The 20,157-nt window shown below is 60.8% G+C and carries 19 protein-coding genes; all 19 read right to left on the minus strand.

Going from position 1 to position 20,157, the window contains the following annotated elements; all coding sequences use genetic code 11:
- Positions 1 to 44: 44 nt before the first annotated feature.
- Positions 45 to 1,052 carry a class I SAM-dependent methyltransferase gene (locus GR198_RS32000; RefSeq protein WP_164070273.1) on the minus strand — a complete coding sequence of 336 codons (1,008 nt, stop codon included), beginning with the start codon at positions 1,050 to 1,052 and terminating at the stop codon, positions 45 to 47.
- 364 nt (positions 1,053 to 1,416) lie between these two features.
- Positions 1,417 to 1,626, minus strand: coding sequence for a hypothetical protein (locus GR198_RS36405; protein WP_409514063.1), 210 nt, complete (start codon positions 1,624 to 1,626; stop codon positions 1,417 to 1,419).
- Positions 1,627 to 2,151: 525 nt separating this feature from the next.
- Positions 2,152 to 2,511 (minus strand): hypothetical protein, encoded by a 360-nt coding sequence (locus GR198_RS32010; RefSeq protein ID WP_164070274.1) that lies wholly within the window; start codon positions 2,509 to 2,511, stop codon positions 2,152 to 2,154.
- A 2-nt stretch (positions 2,512 to 2,513) separates the two neighbouring features.
- Entirely contained in the window at positions 2,514 to 3,845 is a 1,332-nt protein-coding gene (locus tag GR198_RS32015; RefSeq protein ID WP_164070275.1) for a hypothetical protein, read from the minus strand.
- 273 nt (positions 3,846 to 4,118) lie between these two features.
- On the minus strand, positions 4,119 to 4,877 hold the full coding sequence (locus GR198_RS32020) for a hypothetical protein (RefSeq protein WP_164070276.1): 759 nt from the start codon (positions 4,875 to 4,877) through the stop codon (positions 4,119 to 4,121).
- Positions 4,878 to 4,970: 93 nt separating this feature from the next.
- Positions 4,971 to 5,195, minus strand: a complete 225-nt coding sequence (locus tag GR198_RS32025; RefSeq protein WP_164070253.1) for a hypothetical protein — start codon at positions 5,193 to 5,195, stop codon at positions 4,971 to 4,973.
- A 611-nt stretch (positions 5,196 to 5,806) separates the two neighbouring features.
- On the minus strand, positions 5,807 to 7,159 hold the full coding sequence (locus tag GR198_RS32030) for a hypothetical protein (RefSeq protein ID WP_164070277.1): 1,353 nt from the start codon (positions 7,157 to 7,159) through the stop codon (positions 5,807 to 5,809).
- Between the two features lie 790 nt (positions 7,160 to 7,949).
- The gene (locus GR198_RS32035; protein ID WP_164070278.1) at positions 7,950 to 8,954 is read right to left on the minus strand and encodes a tail fiber domain-containing protein; all 1,005 of its coding nucleotides are present in this window, start codon (positions 8,952 to 8,954) and stop codon (positions 7,950 to 7,952) included.
- Positions 8,920 to 9,336, minus strand: coding sequence for a GNAT family N-acetyltransferase (locus GR198_RS32040; RefSeq protein ID WP_065279222.1), 417 nt, complete (start codon positions 9,334 to 9,336; stop codon positions 8,920 to 8,922). Before GR198_RS32040 ends, GR198_RS32035 begins: the two co-directional genes overlap by 35 nt.
- Positions 9,333 to 11,156 (minus strand): hypothetical protein, encoded by a 1,824-nt coding sequence (locus tag GR198_RS32045; RefSeq protein WP_164070279.1) that lies wholly within the window; start codon positions 11,154 to 11,156, stop codon positions 9,333 to 9,335. The genes GR198_RS32040 and GR198_RS32045 overlap by 4 nt, the downstream gene beginning before the upstream one ends.
- On the minus strand, positions 11,153 to 11,860 hold the full coding sequence (locus GR198_RS32050; RefSeq protein ID WP_164070280.1) for a phage adaptor protein: 708 nt from the start codon (positions 11,858 to 11,860) through the stop codon (positions 11,153 to 11,155). The genes GR198_RS32045 and GR198_RS32050 overlap by 4 nt, the downstream gene beginning before the upstream one ends.
- A 16-nt stretch (positions 11,861 to 11,876) precedes the next feature.
- Positions 11,877 to 12,449, minus strand: a complete 573-nt coding sequence (locus tag GR198_RS32055) for a hypothetical protein (protein ID WP_164070313.1) — start codon at positions 12,447 to 12,449, stop codon at positions 11,877 to 11,879.
- Positions 12,450 to 12,753: 304 nt separating this feature from the next.
- The gene (locus GR198_RS32060) at positions 12,754 to 13,539 is read right to left on the minus strand and encodes a hypothetical protein (protein ID WP_164070281.1); all 786 of its coding nucleotides are present in this window, start codon (positions 13,537 to 13,539) and stop codon (positions 12,754 to 12,756) included.
- 22 nt (positions 13,540 to 13,561) lie between these two features.
- Positions 13,562 to 14,536: a phage major capsid protein gene (locus GR198_RS32065; RefSeq protein ID WP_017990701.1), complete on the minus strand. Its 975-nt coding sequence runs from the start codon at positions 14,534 to 14,536 to the stop codon at positions 13,562 to 13,564.
- A 15-nt stretch (positions 14,537 to 14,551) separates the two neighbouring features.
- The gene (locus tag GR198_RS32070; RefSeq protein ID WP_164070282.1) at positions 14,552 to 15,637 is read right to left on the minus strand and encodes a hypothetical protein; all 1,086 of its coding nucleotides are present in this window, start codon (positions 15,635 to 15,637) and stop codon (positions 14,552 to 14,554) included.
- Positions 15,638 to 15,699: 62 nt separating this feature from the next.
- Positions 15,700 to 16,011, minus strand: a complete 312-nt coding sequence (locus tag GR198_RS32075) for a hypothetical protein (protein WP_164070283.1) — start codon at positions 16,009 to 16,011, stop codon at positions 15,700 to 15,702.
- 13 nt (positions 16,012 to 16,024) lie between these two features.
- A complete protein-coding gene (locus GR198_RS32080) occupies positions 16,025 to 18,133 on the minus strand; it encodes a hypothetical protein (RefSeq protein WP_164070284.1) in 2,109 nt (702 codons plus the stop codon).
- Positions 18,133 to 19,704: a terminase gene (locus tag GR198_RS32085; RefSeq protein ID WP_164070285.1), complete on the minus strand. Its 1,572-nt coding sequence runs from the start codon at positions 19,702 to 19,704 to the stop codon at positions 18,133 to 18,135. Before GR198_RS32085 ends, GR198_RS32080 begins: the two co-directional genes overlap by 1 nt.
- Positions 19,670 to 20,143 carry a terminase small subunit protein gene (locus GR198_RS32090; protein ID WP_164070286.1) on the minus strand — a complete coding sequence of 158 codons (474 nt, stop codon included), beginning with the start codon at positions 20,141 to 20,143 and terminating at the stop codon, positions 19,670 to 19,672. The genes GR198_RS32085 and GR198_RS32090 overlap by 35 nt, the downstream gene beginning before the upstream one ends.
- Between the last annotated feature and the right edge of the window lie 14 nt (positions 20,144 to 20,157).

Genomic DNA, 20,157 nt, shown 5'->3' on the forward strand with positions numbered 1-20,157 from the left:
CGTAAAGAACCGCCTTCAGTCATTCATTAAATGTATGTTTTTGGTCAAACGCGCTCAGTGACCAAGAGCACTTCGTCGCTCATATCGTGATTATCGATAACTGCCTGCAGGTCACTCATCATCGGCGATAGCGCCGAAAGGAGTTTCGATTGGTTTAGAGCCGGCGCCAAGAGCCCCAGCGTGCTGATCATCTCGTAGAAGTCCTGACCAAACAGCCACGCCGCATTGATCTTGTAGCCGTGGCGTTTGAGCATTCCCTCAAGTGCGCGGAGCGAGAACAGGAATAGATGCAATGGCGGGTGCATCATGCGGTTGACGTAGTTCGGGAATGTCATCTGGCTCATCGTAGAGATCGAGGGAAAATGCGGAACCTCGATAACGAGCGTATCCCCCTCACCTTGGATCGCTGAAACGTCCGCCAGGATCTGGTTCGGGTCCGGCACATGCTCCAAAACGCTGAACATTGAGATCACGCCATATTGGCCGCGATACTTCGAAACCGTATCCTTCGAGATGTAATCCTGCCTGACCTCGACGCCGAAACGCTTGGCGGCATACTCAGCTTGCATCACATTCGGCTCGAGCCCAAGGATAGTGTATCCGTGGCCTTTCGCTACTGACAATGTCTCGCCAACGCCGCAACCGATATCGAGCCATGTCTTTTTCGATGCCCGAGAATGTTCAATTGCAAATTCGACCTTCGGCGTGAAAACCTGAGCGACGCGATAGTCGATGATCGAATCGTTGGCGTAGAGAACCTTTTGCGCCTCTGTGTAATAGTCCGATCGGTAGGCCGCTGACAGCGCCTCGTCAGCCGGCGGGTTGCAGACGAAGGCCGAACCGCAGCCCTCGCATTCGTGATAGTCGAAGCCGTAGACTGTCAGAAGCTTATGATGGGCACTGCTCCCGCAGGCCGGGCACTTCTCAAGGAGCGCGCCCTTTTCGATCTGCTCGGAAAAAGCGCGAGCCGCAGCGATCGAGCCCTGTTTATTCAGATCCTTTTTCAGTCTGCCACTATCGATCGGTTTCCCGCGCTTTATAAAGTATCCCATTTCGTCTCCCTGGTGGATTTAATGTTGTCTCCACAATTATTGCGATATACCAATCACTGCAAGGAGAATGATTCCTCATGCGATCCTTCCGCACGGGAAGTAGAAACCATAGATCGACATCCATATATTGCCGGCCGCGCCCGCGACTTGCGGATCTGCTTGTCGTGCTTGTCCATATACCCGCTGAGCCGACGACATAGTTTCCGGCAACCTAGACAGCGCCGACGTCATTACTGATGCTTGCAGTCAATATCCCCTGCGATGGGTCTGAAAAAGCGCGGAGGCGGTCGTGACTGTGGAGGTATACTGGAATCTCAATTTTGCCTTCACCCGCGCTTAATTAGGCACTGTCAGCCAGAAGCGCCTAGGTCGAAGAGATAGCGGCATTGGCAGCATCATTGACCGGCGTCACGAACGTATATTCGTCACGTGGATACAGCACGAACGGCCGAATGTTCGTGCTCCCATCGGTCAGCACCACGCCGAAGCATTTCACAATGGTGTCGCCCGTGAGCAGTGTCGTGGTGATGCCGCCGATCGTCGGCGAGGTCGAGAAAACCATGTCGAAGGACAAAGTCGGCGTCCTTGCGCAACGCATAGGCGAAGTATGTCGCATAGCGCGCGAGGACGCGCCGCCAGTGAGGGACGAGCATGGAAGTCTTCATTTTTCGGAAAAGAAAAAGGCGCCCCGAAGAGCGCCCTGTTATTGAATTTTCACGGTGGTGGTCTACCGCCTCTTAAACAGCAGATCGGCGCCATACATGCCTTTGGCGCCTTGGATGAGGCCGCCATTTCTATCTGCAATGCGGTTTACCAACTCGAAGCCTGCTCCAGATGCGATATCGATCAGACGCCGCTCTGAAATGGTCCTGCGCGGGTATCGGACGACAACATCTTTGAAACCTTCTGGGATCGGGCCGGCGCCGTTGTTGAACAGCCGAATGCTGAACCCTGAACTGGTCCGTCTCAGAAAAGGTGTTCTGTGCAAGAAAGGCATAACCGGTCGTCTTGGAGAGACCGCGCTTCCAAAGCGCATACGGGTCTTCCATCTTTAGATAGAATGGGTGTGGGGTGCCAATATGTTTTAGCCGCCCCGCCGTCATATTTTCGACGCCGCCTCGAAGAACGCATCGATCTGCGAACTGGAAAATCCCATGGCAGCGAACCCGGCCAACATCATCGGACTGCCCTTGACGAAGATCACGGAATACTCATACGCGATCTGAACGTCTCGGGGCTGTTGAGCCACCCACACGTCAACGACGTCGATCAACCCAGACGCAAGAAGGTGGAGCTTGAACTGTCGGGCGGAAACAAAAGACACCGCAGCCTTCGGGTGAAGGAATGCCTGGACCTCTTCGCCCAGGTCATCGATCGCCTCTTGTGCGATTTCCTGTCTGCCGGCGAACACACCTTTGATTGCGCCATTTTCGTCGCGCATCACGTAAACCAAAGTCATGATCAAGCTCCATTCAGACGCGGCACGGTATAGTCGTTAAAGCCGTTTGATCGCAATGTGTACGATACGGTACCGACCGTCGTGATGGCGTAAAAGGTTACAATCCCCGTTGATCGCGATCGGCTGCGAGCAGATACGCGGCCCGCTTGTGCTGTGTTGCCCGCGTTGACATTGAAGGCTGCAACAGGAGATGTGACAGCATCAGCCCCCGCGCCAAGCTCGCCAGATGAGTTGGCCGCCGAATTAACCGCAAGCATCCAATAGATTTCAGTAGCAATCCCGGCCGGCGTGCCAACTGGCTGTATATCGTTGGCAGCTATGCCGGAACCGTTGTATTCCTGCACGGCGGCCGTAATTCGATATTCGTTGCCATCCTGAACATACTGGCGAATGACATTAACGGACGTGGTCAAGACGACGTTTACGCGCCCAACAACCTCCCAACCTGTAAGATTTCCTGTTGAAACGAGCGCCGGGTCAGACTGCAGACTAGCGACCCAATCACCGGCACCTGTGGTCAGGTTGCGCACAGAATGAACAAAATAGGTTTTGCTCGCCTGCATGACACCGGTATCAAGGAACCCGCCATTATTGCCGGCGGTGAAAGTGCCAGACAGGGATTTTGTCAGTGCGGAAGCATAGACGACGTTCTTGGCATTGAAGAATACTTTGCCGGTTTTTATCTGAATAGAAGTGCTGGATACATAGACGGTCTCACACCCGACGACGTTGTTGATCTCCGATTTAGCCTGGATCTTGGCAATCAGCTTATCCGTGAAGAACGCTGTCCCACTGCTGACGATGAAGGTGGAATACCCGTTCGGAACGACAAGCGTTGCCGCCCCGTCGATCGTCTCTGCCCCATTCGGATCGATCGCCACGTCCCCGCCGTCGGCGATGACGCAATAGTGCCAGTTTGCGCCGAGCGCTGCGGCTGCGCTCAGGGTGAGCGTCGCTGCCGCGGTGAAGCGATGGATAGCGTTATCGTCGGACGCAAGCGCTGTGTAATCACCCGATTTGGCCGCGTAGACCGAAGCCTTGTCGAAGGCGACGTCGACGCCGTTCTGGGTGAACCCCAGCAACCCGCCACCCTTGAGATAGAGACCGGTTTGCGGGTTCGAAGCGAAGCCGAGGCCCGGCGCGGACACCGTTCCGCCTGCGGCCTTCAACGGCGCGACCATCGGCGCCGAGCCGTCGCGCGGCAGCGAGTTGGTGATTTCGTTGCCGAGGTCGGTGGTCAGCGCGTTCCACGGCACGGGGTCGATGACCTGGCCGACAGACGGTGTCGTTCCGGCGGGCTTGGAATAGACGCCGGTTGAGGGGTTTCTGGGCATTCATCGTCTCCAAAGGAAAAGGCCCCGCGCATGCGAGGCCATTGGTGGTGTCTTGCGAAGGCAGGTGCATAGGCGACTGTATTCGCTCCGGTTGAGCACCGCAGAGATCGACAGCCTCGATCGCTCACCTCAAGATCGCGGACATGGTAACGCACCCGTCTCTTCAAAGGCGGGCACTTGAACCTGTTCGCTGTTGAGATCGGGCAGCGGGGAGAAACTGTGGCTTCGAAAGAGTGCCCCCATTTTCCGCTTTCGCTTATGACCTATGTCCGACTATCGTCTCTTGAATAAGAGGTCGGCTCCGTAAGCATCCGTTTTGCTGCCGGTGAGGCCGCTATTGCGACCTTCGAACCTGCCGATAAGATCGAAGCCCATTCGACCAGCTATTGCTGTCAACGACGCCTCTGAAATGGTTTGATGCGGGTAGCGGATATTGACGTCGTCGAACCCTTCAGGAATCGGTCCAGCGCCGTTGTCAAAGAGCCTGGATGACTGAACGCTGAATGTCTTCCGATTGGAGAAACAATTCCGTGCCAGATAAGCGTACCGTCCCGTCCTGCCGAGAGCATCACTCCATAGCCGTTCAGGATCGGCCAGATATTGAAGCGTTCCGCTGCTATAGAAGACATCGTATCCATCGGGCAGTTGATCAGAATGCGATATCGATGGGCGCAGCGCCCTCGATGCATCCGACATTGCCTTGGTCTCGACCACGGTGAACGACCACGAAGGGAACCGCCGTTGCAGGACAGCGCACATCTCCCCGGCTGAACCGCCGAAATCAACGAACCGGCCAGAGGGCAGGTCGAAGGTCTGGAGCAGTTCTTCTGGCGGCTTTGCGTAGGAATCCTCGTCGCCGACGATTTGCCGCGAGCGCGCCACCCTGAAAGCCGTGAGATCCCGGGATGCGTACTCGGCGCTGGCCGCTGCCGCGTGGGCCCAAGATCTATATCGCTTTTCCCGCGTATGCCACTGATAGGCGGCGACAATTGCAGACTTCGGTAATACCGCTTTGAGGAGCTTCTTGATCATAAGAGGCATCTACAACTTTGCCCTTCAGTTTGGAAGAGGCAACCGGTGGTCGAAGATAAGAGAACCATCGGCGACACCGATATGCTTTTCCGGCTACGAGCAGGTTGATGTCGTTTGATAATCATCCGAGGCGATTTCAACGTAATCGCCAGCGATCGGCATCTCGTCGCCATCATGCGCGTCTGGCAGCGAGTTGGTGATCTCGTTACCGAGGTCAGTGGTCAGCGCGTTCCACGGCACGGGGTCGATGACCTGGCCAACGGAAGGTGTCGTTCCGGCGGGCTTGGAATAGACGCCGGTTGATGGGTTTCTGGGCATTGACCTTCTCCAAAGAAAAAGGCCCCGCGAATTGCGAGGCCTCGAGTCGTATAGTGTCGGTTGCGGCATGCAGAGTGATCACGAACCGAACCAACCGTCACCTAGAGCGATCAAGATCGTCGCAATGCTCATCGCCGTCGTGACGCTTGCCTCATGGTCCCCCGCTCCGGACAGGCCCCGGCAGGTGGGTGGTTAATCAGTTTCCGATCGAGTTGACCATGTTTCTCTCCGGCGCTTTCACGGCGGGGCCGATCTGTTACTTCATCGGACGGAGGGATGTGCTTCGCGCGTTCCTGTCTTCCAACCTTCGATCGACCGGAGTCGAGACGATTTTCCGGCCGTTTTGAAATATGCCGCCCACATCCTTACCAAGGCGCCCCATTCGTGGTGGTGTTCCTGCTGCCAATCCGGGGATGGAAGCGGGCGCGGGCGAGCGGCGAGGGAATGTATTTCAGCGTTATCAGCTGCCTGCTCGGCGCCACCCTCGGCCTGATGATCACCTTGGCAATATTGCTGCTGGTCGCCATACCGATCCAGATCGGCCTTGATAACCGCTGACAGCGTGTATCTCACAACTCGCAAGCTTCCAGAAGGATTTTTAATGCCGAAATTCATATCCATGGCTTACCGTCATCTTGCTGCTGTCGAGAAAGCAATAAAGCGCGTACGAGTGCGTCCGTCCTCCAAGGATAGACGGCTTCTTTGGGAGCGTTTTCAAGCCTCGATTGATAGAGCGGCGATCGTCGCCGAACCCCACGTTCTACCTGCTGCAGAGCGCGCTCTGTCAGGGCGTTGGATAGGTTTCGGCTTATGGTGCCGACAAGCGGCAATGAAGTTACAGTTGCGCCGATTTTTGGAAATCCAGATGCCACAGCCCCAGCCAGGCCAAGAAGACCGGCACCCGCAGCGCGGCCTCCATCAAGAAGATTCCCAACAGCGCGGGTGGAATTGGAGGCTATGTTTCCTTCATTGACGGCGCGCAGAAGCTTTAACTCTTCGGGCGAGAAAGCGGCCGTTTGCTTCTCGTCGAGAAGCAGATTGCCTAGACGCTGTCGTGTCGTCTTGCCCGCGTTTGCCCCGGATTTTGCCGGATCGGGGAGCTCAGTGAGTTTTTGGGAGCGCATTGCGGCTGCCTCATTGGCGTTTCCCGCTTTGAGGGCCCGCGCTGCCTCGGAACCGGGTCCAGCCACAACAGCCGCCGGATCGTCAGCAGTAATAAACTCGTCCAGCCCGTGAATAGCCTTAGACGCCGCTGACTGCTCGTTGCCGTCATTGACTTTTTTGATATTCTTGAACGTTTCGCGAGCAGAGTACAGCCCCTTGATGTCGGCAACGCTGTCTGTCGGCGGGTTGGCGAGCTCATCGAGGATCTGGTGCGTCTTGCCTGCAAGTCCTGCGGGAAGGCCTTCTTCGTCAAGCTTGCCCTTCGCCGCCTCCGCCATTTTTTTAACGGCATCCGAGGCAAAATCGACGCCACTGTCCCGCATGGTTTTAGCGTTGCGCAACGCTTCGGCATATAGATCAGCGGCTGACGGAGGCTCAATCATTTTAGGCGTTCGAAGGGTGTTCGTTACACCAGGAATGACGTGCTCGCCAGCGTGAAGGGCCGGCGATCCGGGAATGAACGTAGACGCAAACTCCAAGGAGCGGCCGATCGCCTCCGGGCTCGTTCTGCCATCTGGGCCGTTCATCTGCACTTTGCCGCTGTAGACGTCACCCGGAAGCATAACGGCGCGTTTTATCGCTCCGATGAAGCCGGCATCTGTGTCAAACCAGTTGAGATTCCCGTCGGCATCTTTACTTACAGGCAGAAAGGCCCCTTTGAAGCTCTTGTCGACCGCTCCCGCGGGCCTGGGGAACTGCTGCGAAATCTCGTCAACAGCCCTATTCTGCTCCTCGGGGGAGAGGCTTAAAAAGCTGTCGTCAACCGTGATACGCTGGCCATTGACATTGATTGTCGTCATTACTTTTCAATGCTCCAAGTGGTTCCGTTCGAGGTCCTGCGCGGCGTGGGAGGCAGTGGATCTTCCAGAACCGGACCCTGTCGCACAGGGGCGAGGCTCCATGCGGTTCCGTTCGGGGTCCGGCGTGGTGTGGGAGGCTGCGGGCTTTCAGCAGGAGCAGTTGGGTCTGCCGCCCGAGTGGCTGCCTCGCCCGGCGCCTGGGCAAAACGGACCGGTCGGACCTGCGGGGATGGCTGCTGCTGATCCACGTCCGGAGCGCCGGCGACTTGGGGCGTCGGTCCGACCGTGGACGAGGGCAAAGGTGGTGGCGTAGCTTGTAGGCTCCCCTGAGTCACCGCAGACATCCGCGGCTGCACCGGAACGCCGGATACACCGGGACCGGACGAAGGCAGGTGCGGCGGTGCAGGCAACCGAACGTGAGGGACCGGTTCCGGGGGCGCTAGATTCGCGTCCCTCCTCGTCGCGGCGAGCTCCATCTCACCGTGGGAGGCCGGAGCCTCGTTGCCACCGAACAGCGACGGCAAGAAGCCGGGCAACTTCGCCGACGGGGAGGAAGGCGCGCCCATCGACCCGGCGGGAGTCTCGGCCCTCCCCGCCTGCTGCTCCTCATTCTGCTGCCTGATCTCCAGCCCACCCATCAGCGCCTGCGCCAGTCGCGCCGCGCCTTGCCATGGAGATTGCACCGGGCTCGTGTCCATGCCCTGCTGCAGCATCGCGTAGGCCAGCCGCTTGCGCTGGTCGTCGATGTCGCCTTGTGTCTTGCCGGTATCGCCGCCGAAGATGGTTGGGATCATGCCACTGCCCTTCCGTAATCGACGCGGTCGAAACCGTCTGCGTGTTCGAACACCGCGTCCGGATGCATCGTGCGCACATCGTCGGACATCAGGCCGATCTGCATCGGGCCACCGTCCTTGTATTTGAAGGCGTAGACCGGCAGACCGTTCTCCAGCGTGCCGACGCGTTTGATGTCTTCCTTCAGCCGCCGGTCGGACTTCGCCCAGCCGCCGAGCAGCGAGCCGCCAAGACCGAACAGGCCGCCCATGGCGGCGTTCGACTGGGCGAGCTGCTGATTGTAGAGACCCATCTTCTGATTGAAGTTCTCATTGATCAGCCCGGCCTGATCCACAGTCGGCAGCTGCGTCGTCGGCGTGTTGACATAGCTCGGCTGGTGCACCTGCGAGCCCGACATCAGCGCCGAAATCTCGTTCAGCGGCTGGTTTCGCTCGGTCAGGATCGAGTTCTGGGCATTCGAATACATGTCGCCGAGATACTGGTCGGATGCGGCCTGCTTGCGCGTCGAAAAATCGCGCAGCGCATTGTCATAGGCGGCAGAGCCCATCGAGATGCCCTTGTCGGCAAGGCTCTGATCGAGGCTCGCCTGATCGCGGTCCCACTGGTTGTTGAAGCCGGATTGCCAGTGATCGTTGACATATTTGCCGACATTGCCGGCGCTGAGATCGACATTGGTGCCCAACACGCCCGAAATCTTGCCGGTCTGGTCGTTGGCGAGCCTGGCAAGGCCGAGTTGCGTCTGCTGCGTCTGGTCGTAGATCGCCTGGTTCTCGGGCGAATAGGTCTGATAGGCCGAATAGGTCGGCAGCCGATAGGTCTTGCCGTTCTGGTCGGTCATCGTCTGGTAGCCGCTGACCTTGTATTCCAGCGAACCATCCGGCGTGTACTGATTGGTGTGGCTGAGTCCCGCATTGGCGATGGCGGTGTCGACGTTGGTGGCCGTCTGTGCCGCTGCGGTCTGTGTCGGATCAGGCGCCTTTGGGGCCTTCGGCGTGGAGACCATAGGGAAAATCCTCTTTCATGATTGCGTAAAGCAGCGCGTCGCAGTCGCCGAAATAGGCTTGCTGGCGGCCCTCCAGACGGGCGCCGAGCCGTGCGAGAACCCGCTGAGATTCAGCATTGTCGGCGCGGGTCCTTGCGGTTGCACGGCGGCAGCCGAGCTGGTGCACGACATAGCGGAAGACCGATCGCATCAGCGTCAGCGTCAGCCGGTCGGCGGCAAGCGAAACCTCGACGTCATGCTCGGTCCAGACATTGAAGACGAAGCCGGCGATGATCCGGCCGCGGTCGATATGGGCAAGCGTCGTGTAAGGCGGGTGGAAGCTCACGCCGATCCTGTTGCCGACCCATGCCGCGATCTCCTCGCGCGGTTCGGAGACGATCAAATCGGCGCGCCCTTTTCGTAAAGCACCGAGCCGCCGACCACCGCCGCTTCGGAGACCGAGCCTGACGAGCCCGAGATCAGCGCCCGGATCGTCGGCGCCAAGGCCGAACCCGCACCGCCGGCGGAGGCGAATTTGCGCACAAGCGAGATACCCGGGAATTTCGACACGCCCCAGACCGCCGTTCCCCACTTTGCCGCCGTATTGTTCTCGATCGACGACAGAAGTGCATTGGGAATCTTGGTCTGGTAGTCGACCGAAATCCCCGCATACATCAGCGTGGAAACCCCGATCTGCGCCGTCACGCCGATCAGCTTCGAAAGCTTGGTCGAGAGCCCGTCGCCATAGCGGCTCCATGCGCCGACCATCAACGCGTCGATCGCCACGCCATTGTCGTTGGCGCCGACTTCGGCCTCATAAACCGTGCCGTCGCCCGCCCCGAAGAACAGCCGGTCCTGCCAAGTCGTCCAGCAGGAGGCGGGCATGCCGACGAAGCGGCACCAGGCCCCGGTTTCGGTGTTCATCACATATTGATAGGGGCCGAAGGAGGACGGCAGGTTGACGATCGCCATCTGCCGCGCCGGAAAGCTCGAAAGCTGCCACTCCTCAGAGGTCGTGCCGGTCGCCGCAACGGTCTCGCGCCAGGTCGGGCCGATCTTGGCGGTGATCGCCCCGAGGCTGGTCGCACCCCGATCGAGCTGCACGGCCTTGGTGATCGGCACGATACCGTCCGTCGTCATGATCGCCAGATCGGCGCCGACCGACAGCAGGCATCGATCGGTGCCGAGCGGCCGGCCGAGCTTGAAGGTGCCGATCAGGCCCCAATTGGAAGCACTCGAGGGATCGGAGCCCTGGAAGACGATCACCTCGCCTTCCGAGGAGATCAGCACCAGGCACTGCTGCAGGCCTGTGGAAACGGGAATGGTCCAGACGTTGATCGCAATCAGCGTGCCGCCATATTTCATGTTGCCGCCGACCGGCAGCACCGTCGCCGTGCCGCTGACGGCATCGGTGGCGAGATACCAGACATTGGTCGAATTCTTCTCGATGAACCACAGACGCGAGCGATAGGCGGTGACGGCGATCAGCAGCGATGCGTCCGGAATGCCTGATATCATCGTCGAGGGAACGTAAGGTGTGGCGACCGCGCCCGTCTCAAGCTGCGCATTGGCGACCGTTCCCGAGACAGTGACGACAAGCGTGCCGGCTGCCGGTGTGAAGGTCAGCGACACCCGGTTGGCGACGCCCGTGCCGTTCAGCGTGCCGGCGAAGGCGCCGGAAAGGGCGACGGAGCCGGTACCGAAGAAACTCAGCGTATAGGCCGTGTTCCTGATGGCAACATTCTGGGTGGCGAGCGTTGCCGTGCCCACCAGAAAATTATTCGTCCAGGCGGTGCCGTTGAAGAGCAGCGGCGTGTCGAGGCCATTGACGAGGCGCAGAAACTCCTGGCCGGCCGGGTTGGTATATTGCTGCACCGACCAGTGGGCGCTTGCCATGCCGGAGACGACGGGCGCACCAACGGCGCCGCCCGCCGTTACATCGAAGATCTTGTCGCCGGCCGCGGCAAACAGCCTGTTGCCGACGCCTGAATAGGGAATGACCGTCTGCACGTCGGCGCCAAGGCCGGTGGCGAGTGCGAGGAAGCCGTAACGGGCGCGCACCCGGTTGGCCTCGGGAAAGAAGTTGTCGAGCTGAAACGCCGCATCGGCAGGCATATCCGCCATCTCGACATCGGTTCGCCAGCCGCCGATCGGCGCGATCCAGTCTTTGCCTGGCGAAACCCGGCCGGTGCGCCCGTTTTGAGGGACAGGTCTGCGGGTCATGGGTTGGACACCGTAATCGTGCCGGGCCAATAATTCTCGGGCGCCTGGCCCCTCGCCGGCAGCGAGAGGTCGACGGGCGCTGCCGCCCGATCGGCGCCGATCGCGGCTTCCTTGGATCGCTCGAAACTGGCGATCTCCTCGCCATAGTCGAGACCCTTGGCCCGCTTCCAGCGCCAGATCAGCGAGAGTTCGAGAAGGTCTTCGGGAAAACGGGCGGTATCGGTGTCACCAGCCCAATTGGCGGCATAGGTCGCCTCGCCATTCAGCGCCACCCAGAAGCCGGAAATATACTCGTAAGCCATCGTCTCGCCTGCAGCATTCGGGTGGATATCGAGCTTGCCGCCGGCCATGCGCCAGATCTCAGGCACCGGGTTCGAATTGATGATCCTGTTGCGCTGCCAGGTCTGCGGCTCCACCGGGCCGTTCAGCTGCCAGAGGCGCGAGGCATTCCAGATCTTCGAATTGGCGGCGAAGCGCTCCCAGTCAGCCGGCGGCTCGGCCGGTTCGGGGTTGGCGCCCGTCGTTGCGAATTGCCGCTGCACCATGAGCGTTGACCAGTCATGCTCGCGCATCAGGTCGCGGCCGGCGCGGGTGGAGAGGATGCGCAGCTGCATGATCTGCGGATCCGCCGAGGACATGACGGCCGTCGGCGGATCGAGGTCGATTTCCGAGCAGACATTCTGAATGATGGTCAAGAGCGACATGCGCGGGATCTCCGGTTCAGGCGGCGACGCGGCCGCGGGACTTGGCCCCGGCTTGGCGTTCGTTTTCGAGCGCCTCGAAGCGGGTGGCCATCTCCCTCATCTGCTCCTGCAGGCGGGTGACCTCGTCCTTCAACCGCTCGTTTTCGGCCGCAAAGGCCGAGGCAGCACTCGAGTTTTCAGCGGTCGCCAGATAGGCGCGGGCGGCAGCGACGAGCTCGTTCGCCCCCATGCCGATCTTCTGCTTGACGGTATCGGAGAGGGCTGCAAGCTGCTCGACGGTATAGATATTGACCGCCTCCAGCTCCTTGATCTGGCTGGGCTTCAGATAGGGCCATTGCGCCAGCGGCGTGCCAGTCAGCTGCTCGCGGGCGGCCGCCCCTTCCTTGAAACGCTTATAGGCGTCGGAAAAGCGCTGTTTGTCGTTGTCGGTCACCTCGCGATAGACTTCGGTGTGTTTGTCGCCCGAGATGAAGATGCGGACGAATTCCTTGTCGGCGAAGATCGGCCGGCCTTCCTTCTCCGTCAGAAAGGTCTGTTCGACCGGTTCGAGGCTAAAGGAGGCATAAATTCCGGTGCTGCTGTCGGGCATGGTGCGTGTCTCGCTGTTGATGGCGGGGAAATGGGGAACGGGCGCCGAAGCGCCGGCTTGATGTCGCGCCCGGTGGCTGCCCCTCACCCTAACCCTCTCCCCGTTCTGACGGGGAGAGGGGACGTGCCCCGCGATAGGTCTGAGGGGAACGGAGAGGTTACGGCATATCCCCTTCGCCCCGTTTACGGGGGTCCGAAGGACGGGTCGAGACGCGTGGCTCGACCCTGGTTGGTGCCGGCAGGCGATGAGGGGCAGGCCGCGTATGGATAGATTGACGAAACGGGCGCCGAAGCGCCCGTCGATGTTAGTTCACCTTCGACAGGAACGGACGCATCAGCGTCGCCTCGAGCACGCCCGTCGCGGTGATGGTGATGCCCGAGCCGTTGGCGGTGGCGTTGGCCGAGAGGGTGATGCTCTGGACGACGCCGCTCGGGCTGTAAGTGATGCCCGAGATGGTGGTTCCGCCTGATATGCCGGTGCCGGAAACGGCCGCACCGATGAACGGGCCGGAACCGGCGTTGAGGCCGGAAAGGCTCGTCAGCAGGTTGGAGCCGTTGACCGTGGTTGCGGTAAACGTCTGGTTGGCCGCCGCGAAGTTGACGTTGGCGATGGCCTTGGTGGTTGCCGTGGCGGATGCCGGGGCGCTCGCCTGGCCGGCCGTGGTCGTGGTTTCGGCAACGACGAGGGCCGCCGTTGCGGTTGCGACCAATACCGGAGCCTGGCCATTGCGCTGCAGCCAGATGTAATAGGTGCCCGGTGCAAGGGTGATGGCACCGACCGGGCCGCCGGTCAGCGTGGGGGGCTGGGCGGCGCCGGAAAAGACGCCGCAGCGCTGGCCGACGACGGCAGCCGCCGTGGTCAGCAGTGAGGCGACATAATCCCGGGTCCACTGGAACCACTGGCCGGGCTGAAGGGTCGTCTGCGAGGCCAGCACCAGCTGGCAATAGACCCATTCGGATTCGCGGTCTCCGCCGGCGACAGCGCCGAGGGAGAAATTCGGGCCCGGAATACCGGAGCCGGAAACGATCGGGCCTTCGACGACGAACGGGTTCGCGCCAAGACGATCGGACTGGATTGAAGCGACCGACATTTGCTTTTCCTTTCGTTGACGATCAGGCGAACAACACGCCCTGCAGGAAGGCGTTGTTCATGGTGAGGTTGCCGGCGAAGCCCATGAGCTGCACGAAGGCATCCTGGTTGGTGTTCATGCGCTCATCGCCGATCGGCGCCATGTCGCGGTCGCGGTGCGGGCGATAGAACAGGTACTTGGTGTTCAGGAAGAACATCTGGTTGAGCGGCGCACCGCCGCCGAAGCCGCCGTCGAAGATCACGTCGGCGCCCATGTATTGCAGCGACTGGAAGCCGGCCATGCCCTTGTCCGCCGAGGTGATGCGCTGGATCGCCTGCAGCGATTCCCAGTAGAGGCGGAAGAAGTTGTTGTCGGCGACGACAAGGTCAGGCGCATCGGAGCCGCGAACGCAGGACATATAGAGCCGGTTCATGTAGCTCTGGATGTTGGCATTCGAGGCGGCGGCACCGCCATCGGCCGAGGCCGAGAATTTCTGGTTGCGCCAGAAACCCCAGGTGGCGCGCGAGATGCCGCCGACGGTGCCTGATGTCGGCGAGGTCGAGATCAACAGCTGCAACCCGCCGATCTGACGCCCGCCATCGGCCGTGCCATCGGAATAGCAGTCGAGCGCGATGTTGTTCTTCAGCGTGGTTTCGGCGTTTTCGATGCGCTGCTCAAGCAGGTCGAGGATTGCATCCTCGCCGGAGTTCTGCAGCTGTTCGAGGCCGGACATGGAAACGGCAACCGCAGCCTGCTTGAGGTCGTATTCGGCAGCGGTGATGACGTCGGAGGGTTGAACGTTGAGGATATCGTAGCCGGAATAGCGCTTGAAAGTGCTGTTTTCCTGGTACTGCAGTTCCTGAACGATGGTGCGGCCGCCGGAGATGGGCTTCTTGCGGCCACGGCTGTTCAGACGGGTGAGAAGACCGTTGTTCTTCGTCACGTCGTCGGCGACCGTGCCGCTGCGGTTGCGCAGCGTCGTGGTCACGATTTCAGAGAGGTTGGGCGAGATGGGCATTGATCATTCCTTTGATCAGACTTGCCCACGCGAAAAACGCATGGCGTCGCGCAGCGAGTCTCGGATGGAAGTGGGCTGGCCTCTTGCCGCATCGCGGGTCGGGCCCGGCGCGGAAGATCCAGAGATGGATCGCGAGGCGCGGCGGGCTTGATCTGCCGCTGCTGCCCTCTGGGCTTGCTGTTGGACGGGTGCCTGTGCAGTCTGGCTGATCAACTGCCGGCGAATGTCCGGGCGCATCCAGCATGCGGCGTCGTAGGCGTCCTGAAGCGACGATGCCCGCCCTGCGTTGATAAGGGCGATCATATCGTCCAGCACGTCATCGGCGTGCGCGTTTGCCGGGTCGGAAAGGAAGGCATCGACTTGAGTTTCGGTGTCCCTTTTCCGTAGAACGTGTTCGACCGTCGCCTCGACGTTGACGTGTCGAGGCTGCGGTCCTCCTTGTTGTAGTCCGGGCTGTGGTCCGGCCTGCTGCGAACTCCGCTGCAGGACGTGATCCATCTGGCCATTGACCAGGGCATGAAGATTGACCCCGGCCATCCTGGCGACGTGAACGACGGTGTTGACGGGATCGTGGATGAGCGCCTTTTCCCAGTCGATCGCCCGGCGCATGACATCGGCATGGGTCATGCCGGCCTGGCGTATGAGCGGCGTGAACTCCTCGAGCCCCTTGTAATCCTGCAGGACGCGGAAGCCGTTATCGACCTCCTGTTCCCGCTTGGTAATCGCCGCCTGCACTTCCCCGGGAAGGGTCGCGAATTGCGCCTTGGCTTCCGCCGACCAGCCGGGCGGAACCCGGCTGCCGATGTTTGCGGGCTGTTCACGGGTCTGCATCTGGGTCTGTGCTTGGGGCGTCTGTTGAGCGGCGTTTGCCGCAGGCGTCTGCCCTGCCCTCGCCGCCGCTGTCGCTTGCTCCTGCCCCTTGGCCAGGAAGCGGCCGTTTTCCCCGTCGCGCGGCTGGCCCGCAATATCGCCTTCGACGGTGTCGATCGCCGCCTTCAGGCTGTCGCGGATGCTGACTGGCCTGTCATTCAGGGGTTTGTCGTCGAACGCGCCAAAATCTTCGCTGCCGTTGCCGGCCTCGTTCAGGTCTTCCATGTCCATGTCGGAAACTTCCTTTGTCGGGGATTGATGCCCGTAAAAACAAAAGGTTAGAGCAGTTTGCTCTAGGCGTTGTATTCGGCGTGAACTCGCCGCAGCTCCTTGCGGATCTCGGCGCGATCCGTCTTCGGCTTTTCGATCGGCTGCGGCCTTTCATTGCCGATCTCGACCACGCCGGCTGCCCGGTAGGCGGAGCGCAGCTTGGCTTTCGAGGTGTAATGCCTGCCGTCATGCATCGACTGGATGTCGATGCTGTCGCTGACGAAATGCGGCGCCGGCAGATCGGACTGCGCCGGATTCTCAGCCGGCATGCAGTTGTGCGGCCACTCGTCGAGCTGGTGCCAGCCGCCGCAGACACGGCAATAACGTTCTCTCATGCTTCAACCCCAATCATTGATAGGCGGGCTGCTGCGCCTGGAACTGCTGCAAGGCCTGCGCCGCTGCCTCACCGCGCGCCTGCTCGACTATGGCGCGATGCTCGATCTCGGCCTGCGCAACGCCAAGCTCAGCCTTCCGCTGCTCCGCACCGGCCTTCACTTCAGCCGTTTTCAGCTTGATCATCTGCTCGGCCGGTGGCTCCGGCGGTTGCTTCGGCGCGGTCGCCGCCTCGGAGAGCTGGGCGCCGACCTGCTCCAGCGTGCTTTCGAGCTGGCGGCCGGCCCTGAAGCCGCGGGCGGCAAAGAGCAGCGTCTCGACCATCACGGGCACCAGCATCGGGTTCTGCTGCGCCATGGCGCCGGCCTGCTGCAGGAAGCCGCCGATCATCTGCACGAATTCCATGCGGCGCTGCTTTTCGGCGTCCTCGTCGGGCTCGATCGTCGAATCTGTTTCGATGTCGATCTGGAAGCCGCGAATGCTGTCATTGCGCAACAGCTGCACGACCTCGTCGATCGTCGGTTGCTGCATCATTTGTTTGAGCTGCGGCGGCATCTCGGGCGGCGGCGGGGCCGGCTGGCCCATCTGCTCGGCGCGCGCCGCGGCCTGCTGCGCCGCCATCTGCATCTGTTGCATCTGCATTTGAACCTGCTGCTTCTCGGCCATGGTCGGCAGATTGATGCCGCTGACCAGCATCAGCGTTTCCGGCTGGAACTGGTCGCAGATGATTTCACCGGCAAGGCGGATGATGTCGCGGGCGAAGCGGGCAAGTTCCGACTGGCGGTCGCGGATGCGGATCGAGCCCCATTGGCTCTTGATCCGCTGCGCCGTCGCCGTTTCGGACGCCTGGGTATCGCCGCGGACGATGTCCGAGATCCCGGTGATCTGGTAGACGTCCTCGATCAGCTGCTTGCGGGCCTGGATGCAGGCGATGATGACCTTCTGCACCTCGTCGATCGGCAGCGTCACGATGGCCTTCGAGCCGCCCTTGTCGGTGAAGGCCGCCCATTCCGGGATCGGCACCATGACGGTATCGTTTTCCGGCCGCATCGCCTTCTCGATCGCCGGCGAGATTGCGCCGTCGCCGGAGGGATAAAACACTTTCAGCCGCAGCTGATCGGTCAGCTTGTTGACGCGCTTCGTCAGCAGATCGATCTCGTCGCATTGCTGCTGGTAATAGACATAGTCGGGAACCGGGATCAGCGAGCTCGTCGACATCGTGCCATAGGCCGGGCGCGGGCAAGGCCAGAAGTGTGTCAGATCCAGCGGCGGCTCCGACACTTCGAGCGCCACCGGCGCGCCGTCGGCGATCCACACCGTATAATTTTCGCTCTTGCACCAGATTTCCCAGACATGGGTCTTGCCTTCGTTCTCGGCGCGCTCCGTCTGGTTGGTGCCCTTGTTGCTGCCCGCAGCTTGCGCCTGGAGCGATGTCATGGCGTCAGGGCCGAACCGCTTCTCCAGCTCCTCGTCGGTCATCGGTACGCGCCGCGCCACCCATGTCACATCCTTCCAGCGCCGCGCCGGCGAATGCAGGAAATCCGACCAGTGCACATAATCGATGCAGACACGCTCGTCGCTAATCGCCTCGGGCGGCGCTCCGCCATCCTCGCCCATGCCGCCGAGGAGACCTTCGGGCAAGCCCTCCTTCGCAGGCGCGTCGGAAGGCTGGACGCCCATGTCGAGCGGCTCGAAATCGGCCTCATAGCGCAGCCACACCGTGCCGCGGGCGCAGAGCAGGAAATCGTCGCGCACCGCCCGCATGATGGAATCGATATCGGCTTCGTCGCCCATATAGGACAGGTTACGTTCGACGAGTTCCGAGGCCATGCGCGCCACCGGCTGGGCGTCTTTGAAGCGGCGCTCGACGACGGGCTGCGGCACCCGGGCGTAGACGGCCGGCTGCAGCACCGAGGTGTTCGCCCAAAGCATCGGAAACCTTCGCTTGGCCGCATTCGTCTGGTCGGACTGCTGGTCGAGATAGATCTTCTCGATCTTGACGCAGCGGTCGTGCCAGGATTTGAAATAGCGCTGGCCACGCTCGAGCTCCTGCTGCCAACGGGCGCCGACCTTTGCCAGATCCCATTGCTGCCCGCCCTCCAAAGCCGTTGTTTCGTCTTCCATCAAACACGCTCGCTATATGCAGGGGTGGAATCGGCAAATTCGTTGAATGTCATCGTCTGGAAGGTCGGCAGCGCCTTGGCCTGCGGCTTCAGCGGTTCGGGCGCCAAGCCGGTAAAGATAATCGCCAGTCCCCCGAAAGCATCGGCGCCATGCGAGGCCCAGTTGTGCAGCGGCTCGTCGCGGAAGACGCTCAAATCCTCGTCCCAGTCCTTGCGGTAGTTCCTCAGGCACTTGATGCCCTGGATGCAGCCGGCCTGGTCGAACTCGATCTTCGCCAGAATGCGCCTGGTGCCGTTGATCCGGTCATGAACATAGGCGCGCTCGATCTTGCGGACGGTGCCGAGGCCGCGAGCCTTGACCTCTCTCAGCATCACTTCGATGCGGGTCATGCCGCCGCGCGTCCATTCCCTGACCTTGATGTCGTGCGGCATGTTGTGGACGCCGTAGACATAGCCATGCTCGGCGCCGCGCCGTTCCAGCTCGTCGAGCATGCCGTCCATGCCGGTGCCGGTATGCTCGAAATAGCCGATCATCCGGACACGGCCGGGCAACACCTGAAACAGCCAGACGCTGTTGGTATCGTCCATGCCGATGTCGGAGATGGTGTGGACGGGATAACCTTCGACATGCGGGAAAAACCCGATCCGCTCTTCGGCGTCGGCGACCGCCATCTGGTCGGCGTAATAGGCGCCCTCGACGCTCGCCTCGAAAGCTTCTGCCGGCGTCGAGGGATATTCGCGCTTCATGTCGCCGAGCTGGGTTTCGGCCTTCTTGACGTACCAGGCCTTCTGCCGGTCCGTCAGCGCGATGCCCTGGTCGGCCAGGTTGCGGAAATATTTTGCGAAAGCATCGGTGATGATGACGCCTTGAGGCGCGATCGCATATTGCGGCTCCTTCCACCAGGGGAAGAAATGGAACTTGAAATCCAGTTCGGTGAGCTTTGCCGCCTGGCGCTGCTTGACCTGGCCATCTTCGCAGAGCGTGTAGAAATGCCCTTCCTGGCCTTCCGCCGTGCTTTCGACGAAGACCAGCTGGCCGGCCTGCACGGTATTCAAAGCGCCGGTGCGGACTTCCCTCGCCTTCTCGGGATATTTCGCGCAAAGCTTCCCATATTCGGAAATATGAAGATATTGCAGCGTTCCCGAGCGCAGCGAGGTGCCGACACGGATGCTCGAATTATTGCCAAGCAGCAGTTCGGTCTGGTTGGCCCTGACGACAGGCACGGCGTTGCGGATACCATCAGGCAGATTGTCATAGGGGTATTTGATCTTGTCCCGGAAGATCGTCTGCACGTCGCCGAGCGTATGGGCGATCGTGCCGGCCCTGATATCCCGGTTGAAGACGCAGGCATCGAGCATGAAGATCTGAATGAAGGTCGTCAGACCCAGCTGGCGGGCCTTCAGCAGCACATTGAGGTAATGCATCTGCTCGAAAAAGGTCATCTGCGTCCAGTTCATCTCGAACCTAACGCGTTTGCCCGATTTGTCGGTGATCCAATAGAGGTTGTTCAGACGCCAGCGCCAGTCGGAAAACTGGTCAACGGCCGTTTGGAAGTCCGCGCGTCTTGCCATTGATATCTTCCAGCAACTGCGAAACTTCACTCGCGACGACACCATGGTCGGGCTCGACCTTGGAACCGTATTTCTTCGGCTTCAGCTTCTCGGCGACCCACTGACGGGTGGCGATGCGGAGCTGCGAACGCCTTATGGCCTCGCCATTCTCCTGCCAGCCGGTGGTCTCGCCGGCGGCGTTCTTCTTTTCGATCCAGTCGTCTGCGCGGTCATCGGCAATCTCGACCATCTCGTCGACAAAACCGTCCGCCTGGATCTCGCGCGCCAGGGCGTATTTGGCCCGAAAACCGGCCTTGTCCTCATCGGCGAGCCAGGACAGCACGCTCGACATGGACGGCATCTCTTCATCCCGACAGATCGACCGGAGGCTTTCCCTGTCGGCGATGCGCTCGCAAATCCTGTCGGCAATCGCCTGGATGAACTTGATGGGTCTGCCCATGAGGCGCCGCTTCT

Origin of the sequence: Rhizobium leguminosarum (assembly GCF_010668065.1) — a bacterium.
Taxonomy (GTDB): Bacteria; Pseudomonadota; Alphaproteobacteria; order Rhizobiales; family Rhizobiaceae; genus Rhizobium; species Rhizobium leguminosarum_S.

Bases quoted from the DNA above. Each gene is read 5' to 3' on its own strand.
- GR198_RS32000 (WP_164070273.1), bottom strand. From the start codon at position 1,052: ATGGGATACTTTATAAAGCGCGGGAAACCGATCGATAGTGGCAGACTG.
- GR198_RS32010 (WP_164070274.1), bottom strand. From the start codon at position 2,511: ATGACTTTGGTTTACGTGATGCGCGACGAAAATGGCGCAATCAAAGGT.
- GR198_RS32015 (WP_164070275.1), bottom strand. From the start codon at position 3,845: ATGCCCAGAAACCCCTCAACCGGCGTCTATTCCAAGCCCGCCGGAACG.
- GR198_RS32020 (WP_164070276.1), bottom strand. From the start codon at position 4,877: ATGATCAAGAAGCTCCTCAAAGCGGTATTACCGAAGTCTGCAATTGTC.
- GR198_RS32025 (WP_164070253.1), bottom strand. From the start codon at position 5,195: ATGCCCAGAAACCCATCAACCGGCGTCTATTCCAAGCCCGCCGGAACG.
- GR198_RS32030 (WP_164070277.1), bottom strand. From the start codon at position 7,159: ATGACGACAATCAATGTCAATGGCCAGCGTATCACGGTTGACGACAGC.
- GR198_RS32035 (WP_164070278.1), bottom strand. From the start codon at position 8,954: ATGGTCTCCACGCCGAAGGCCCCAAAGGCGCCTGATCCGACACAGACC.
- GR198_RS32045 (WP_164070279.1), bottom strand. From the start codon at position 11,156: ATGACCCGCAGACCTGTCCCTCAAAACGGGCGCACCGGCCGGGTTTCG.
- GR198_RS32050 (WP_164070280.1), bottom strand. From the start codon at position 11,860: ATGTCGCTCTTGACCATCATTCAGAATGTCTGCTCGGAAATCGACCTC.
- GR198_RS32055 (WP_164070313.1), bottom strand. From the start codon at position 12,449: ATGCCCGACAGCAGCACCGGAATTTATGCCTCCTTTAGCCTCGAACCG.
- GR198_RS32060 (WP_164070281.1), bottom strand. From the start codon at position 13,539: ATGTCGGTCGCTTCAATCCAGTCCGATCGTCTTGGCGCGAACCCGTTC.
- GR198_RS32065 (WP_017990701.1), bottom strand. From the start codon at position 14,536: ATGCCCATCTCGCCCAACCTCTCTGAAATCGTGACCACGACGCTGCGC.
- GR198_RS32070 (WP_164070282.1), bottom strand. From the start codon at position 15,637: ATGGACATGGAAGACCTGAACGAGGCCGGCAACGGCAGCGAAGATTTT.
- GR198_RS32075 (WP_164070283.1), bottom strand. From the start codon at position 16,011: ATGAGAGAACGTTATTGCCGTGTCTGCGGCGGCTGGCACCAGCTCGAC.
- GR198_RS32080 (WP_164070284.1), bottom strand. From the start codon at position 18,133: ATGGAAGACGAAACAACGGCTTTGGAGGGCGGGCAGCAATGGGATCTG.
- GR198_RS32085 (WP_164070285.1), bottom strand. From the start codon at position 19,704: ATGGCAAGACGCGCGGACTTCCAAACGGCCGTTGACCAGTTTTCCGAC.
- GR198_RS32090 (WP_164070286.1), bottom strand. From the start codon at position 20,143: ATGGGCAGACCCATCAAGTTCATCCAGGCGATTGCCGACAGGATTTGC.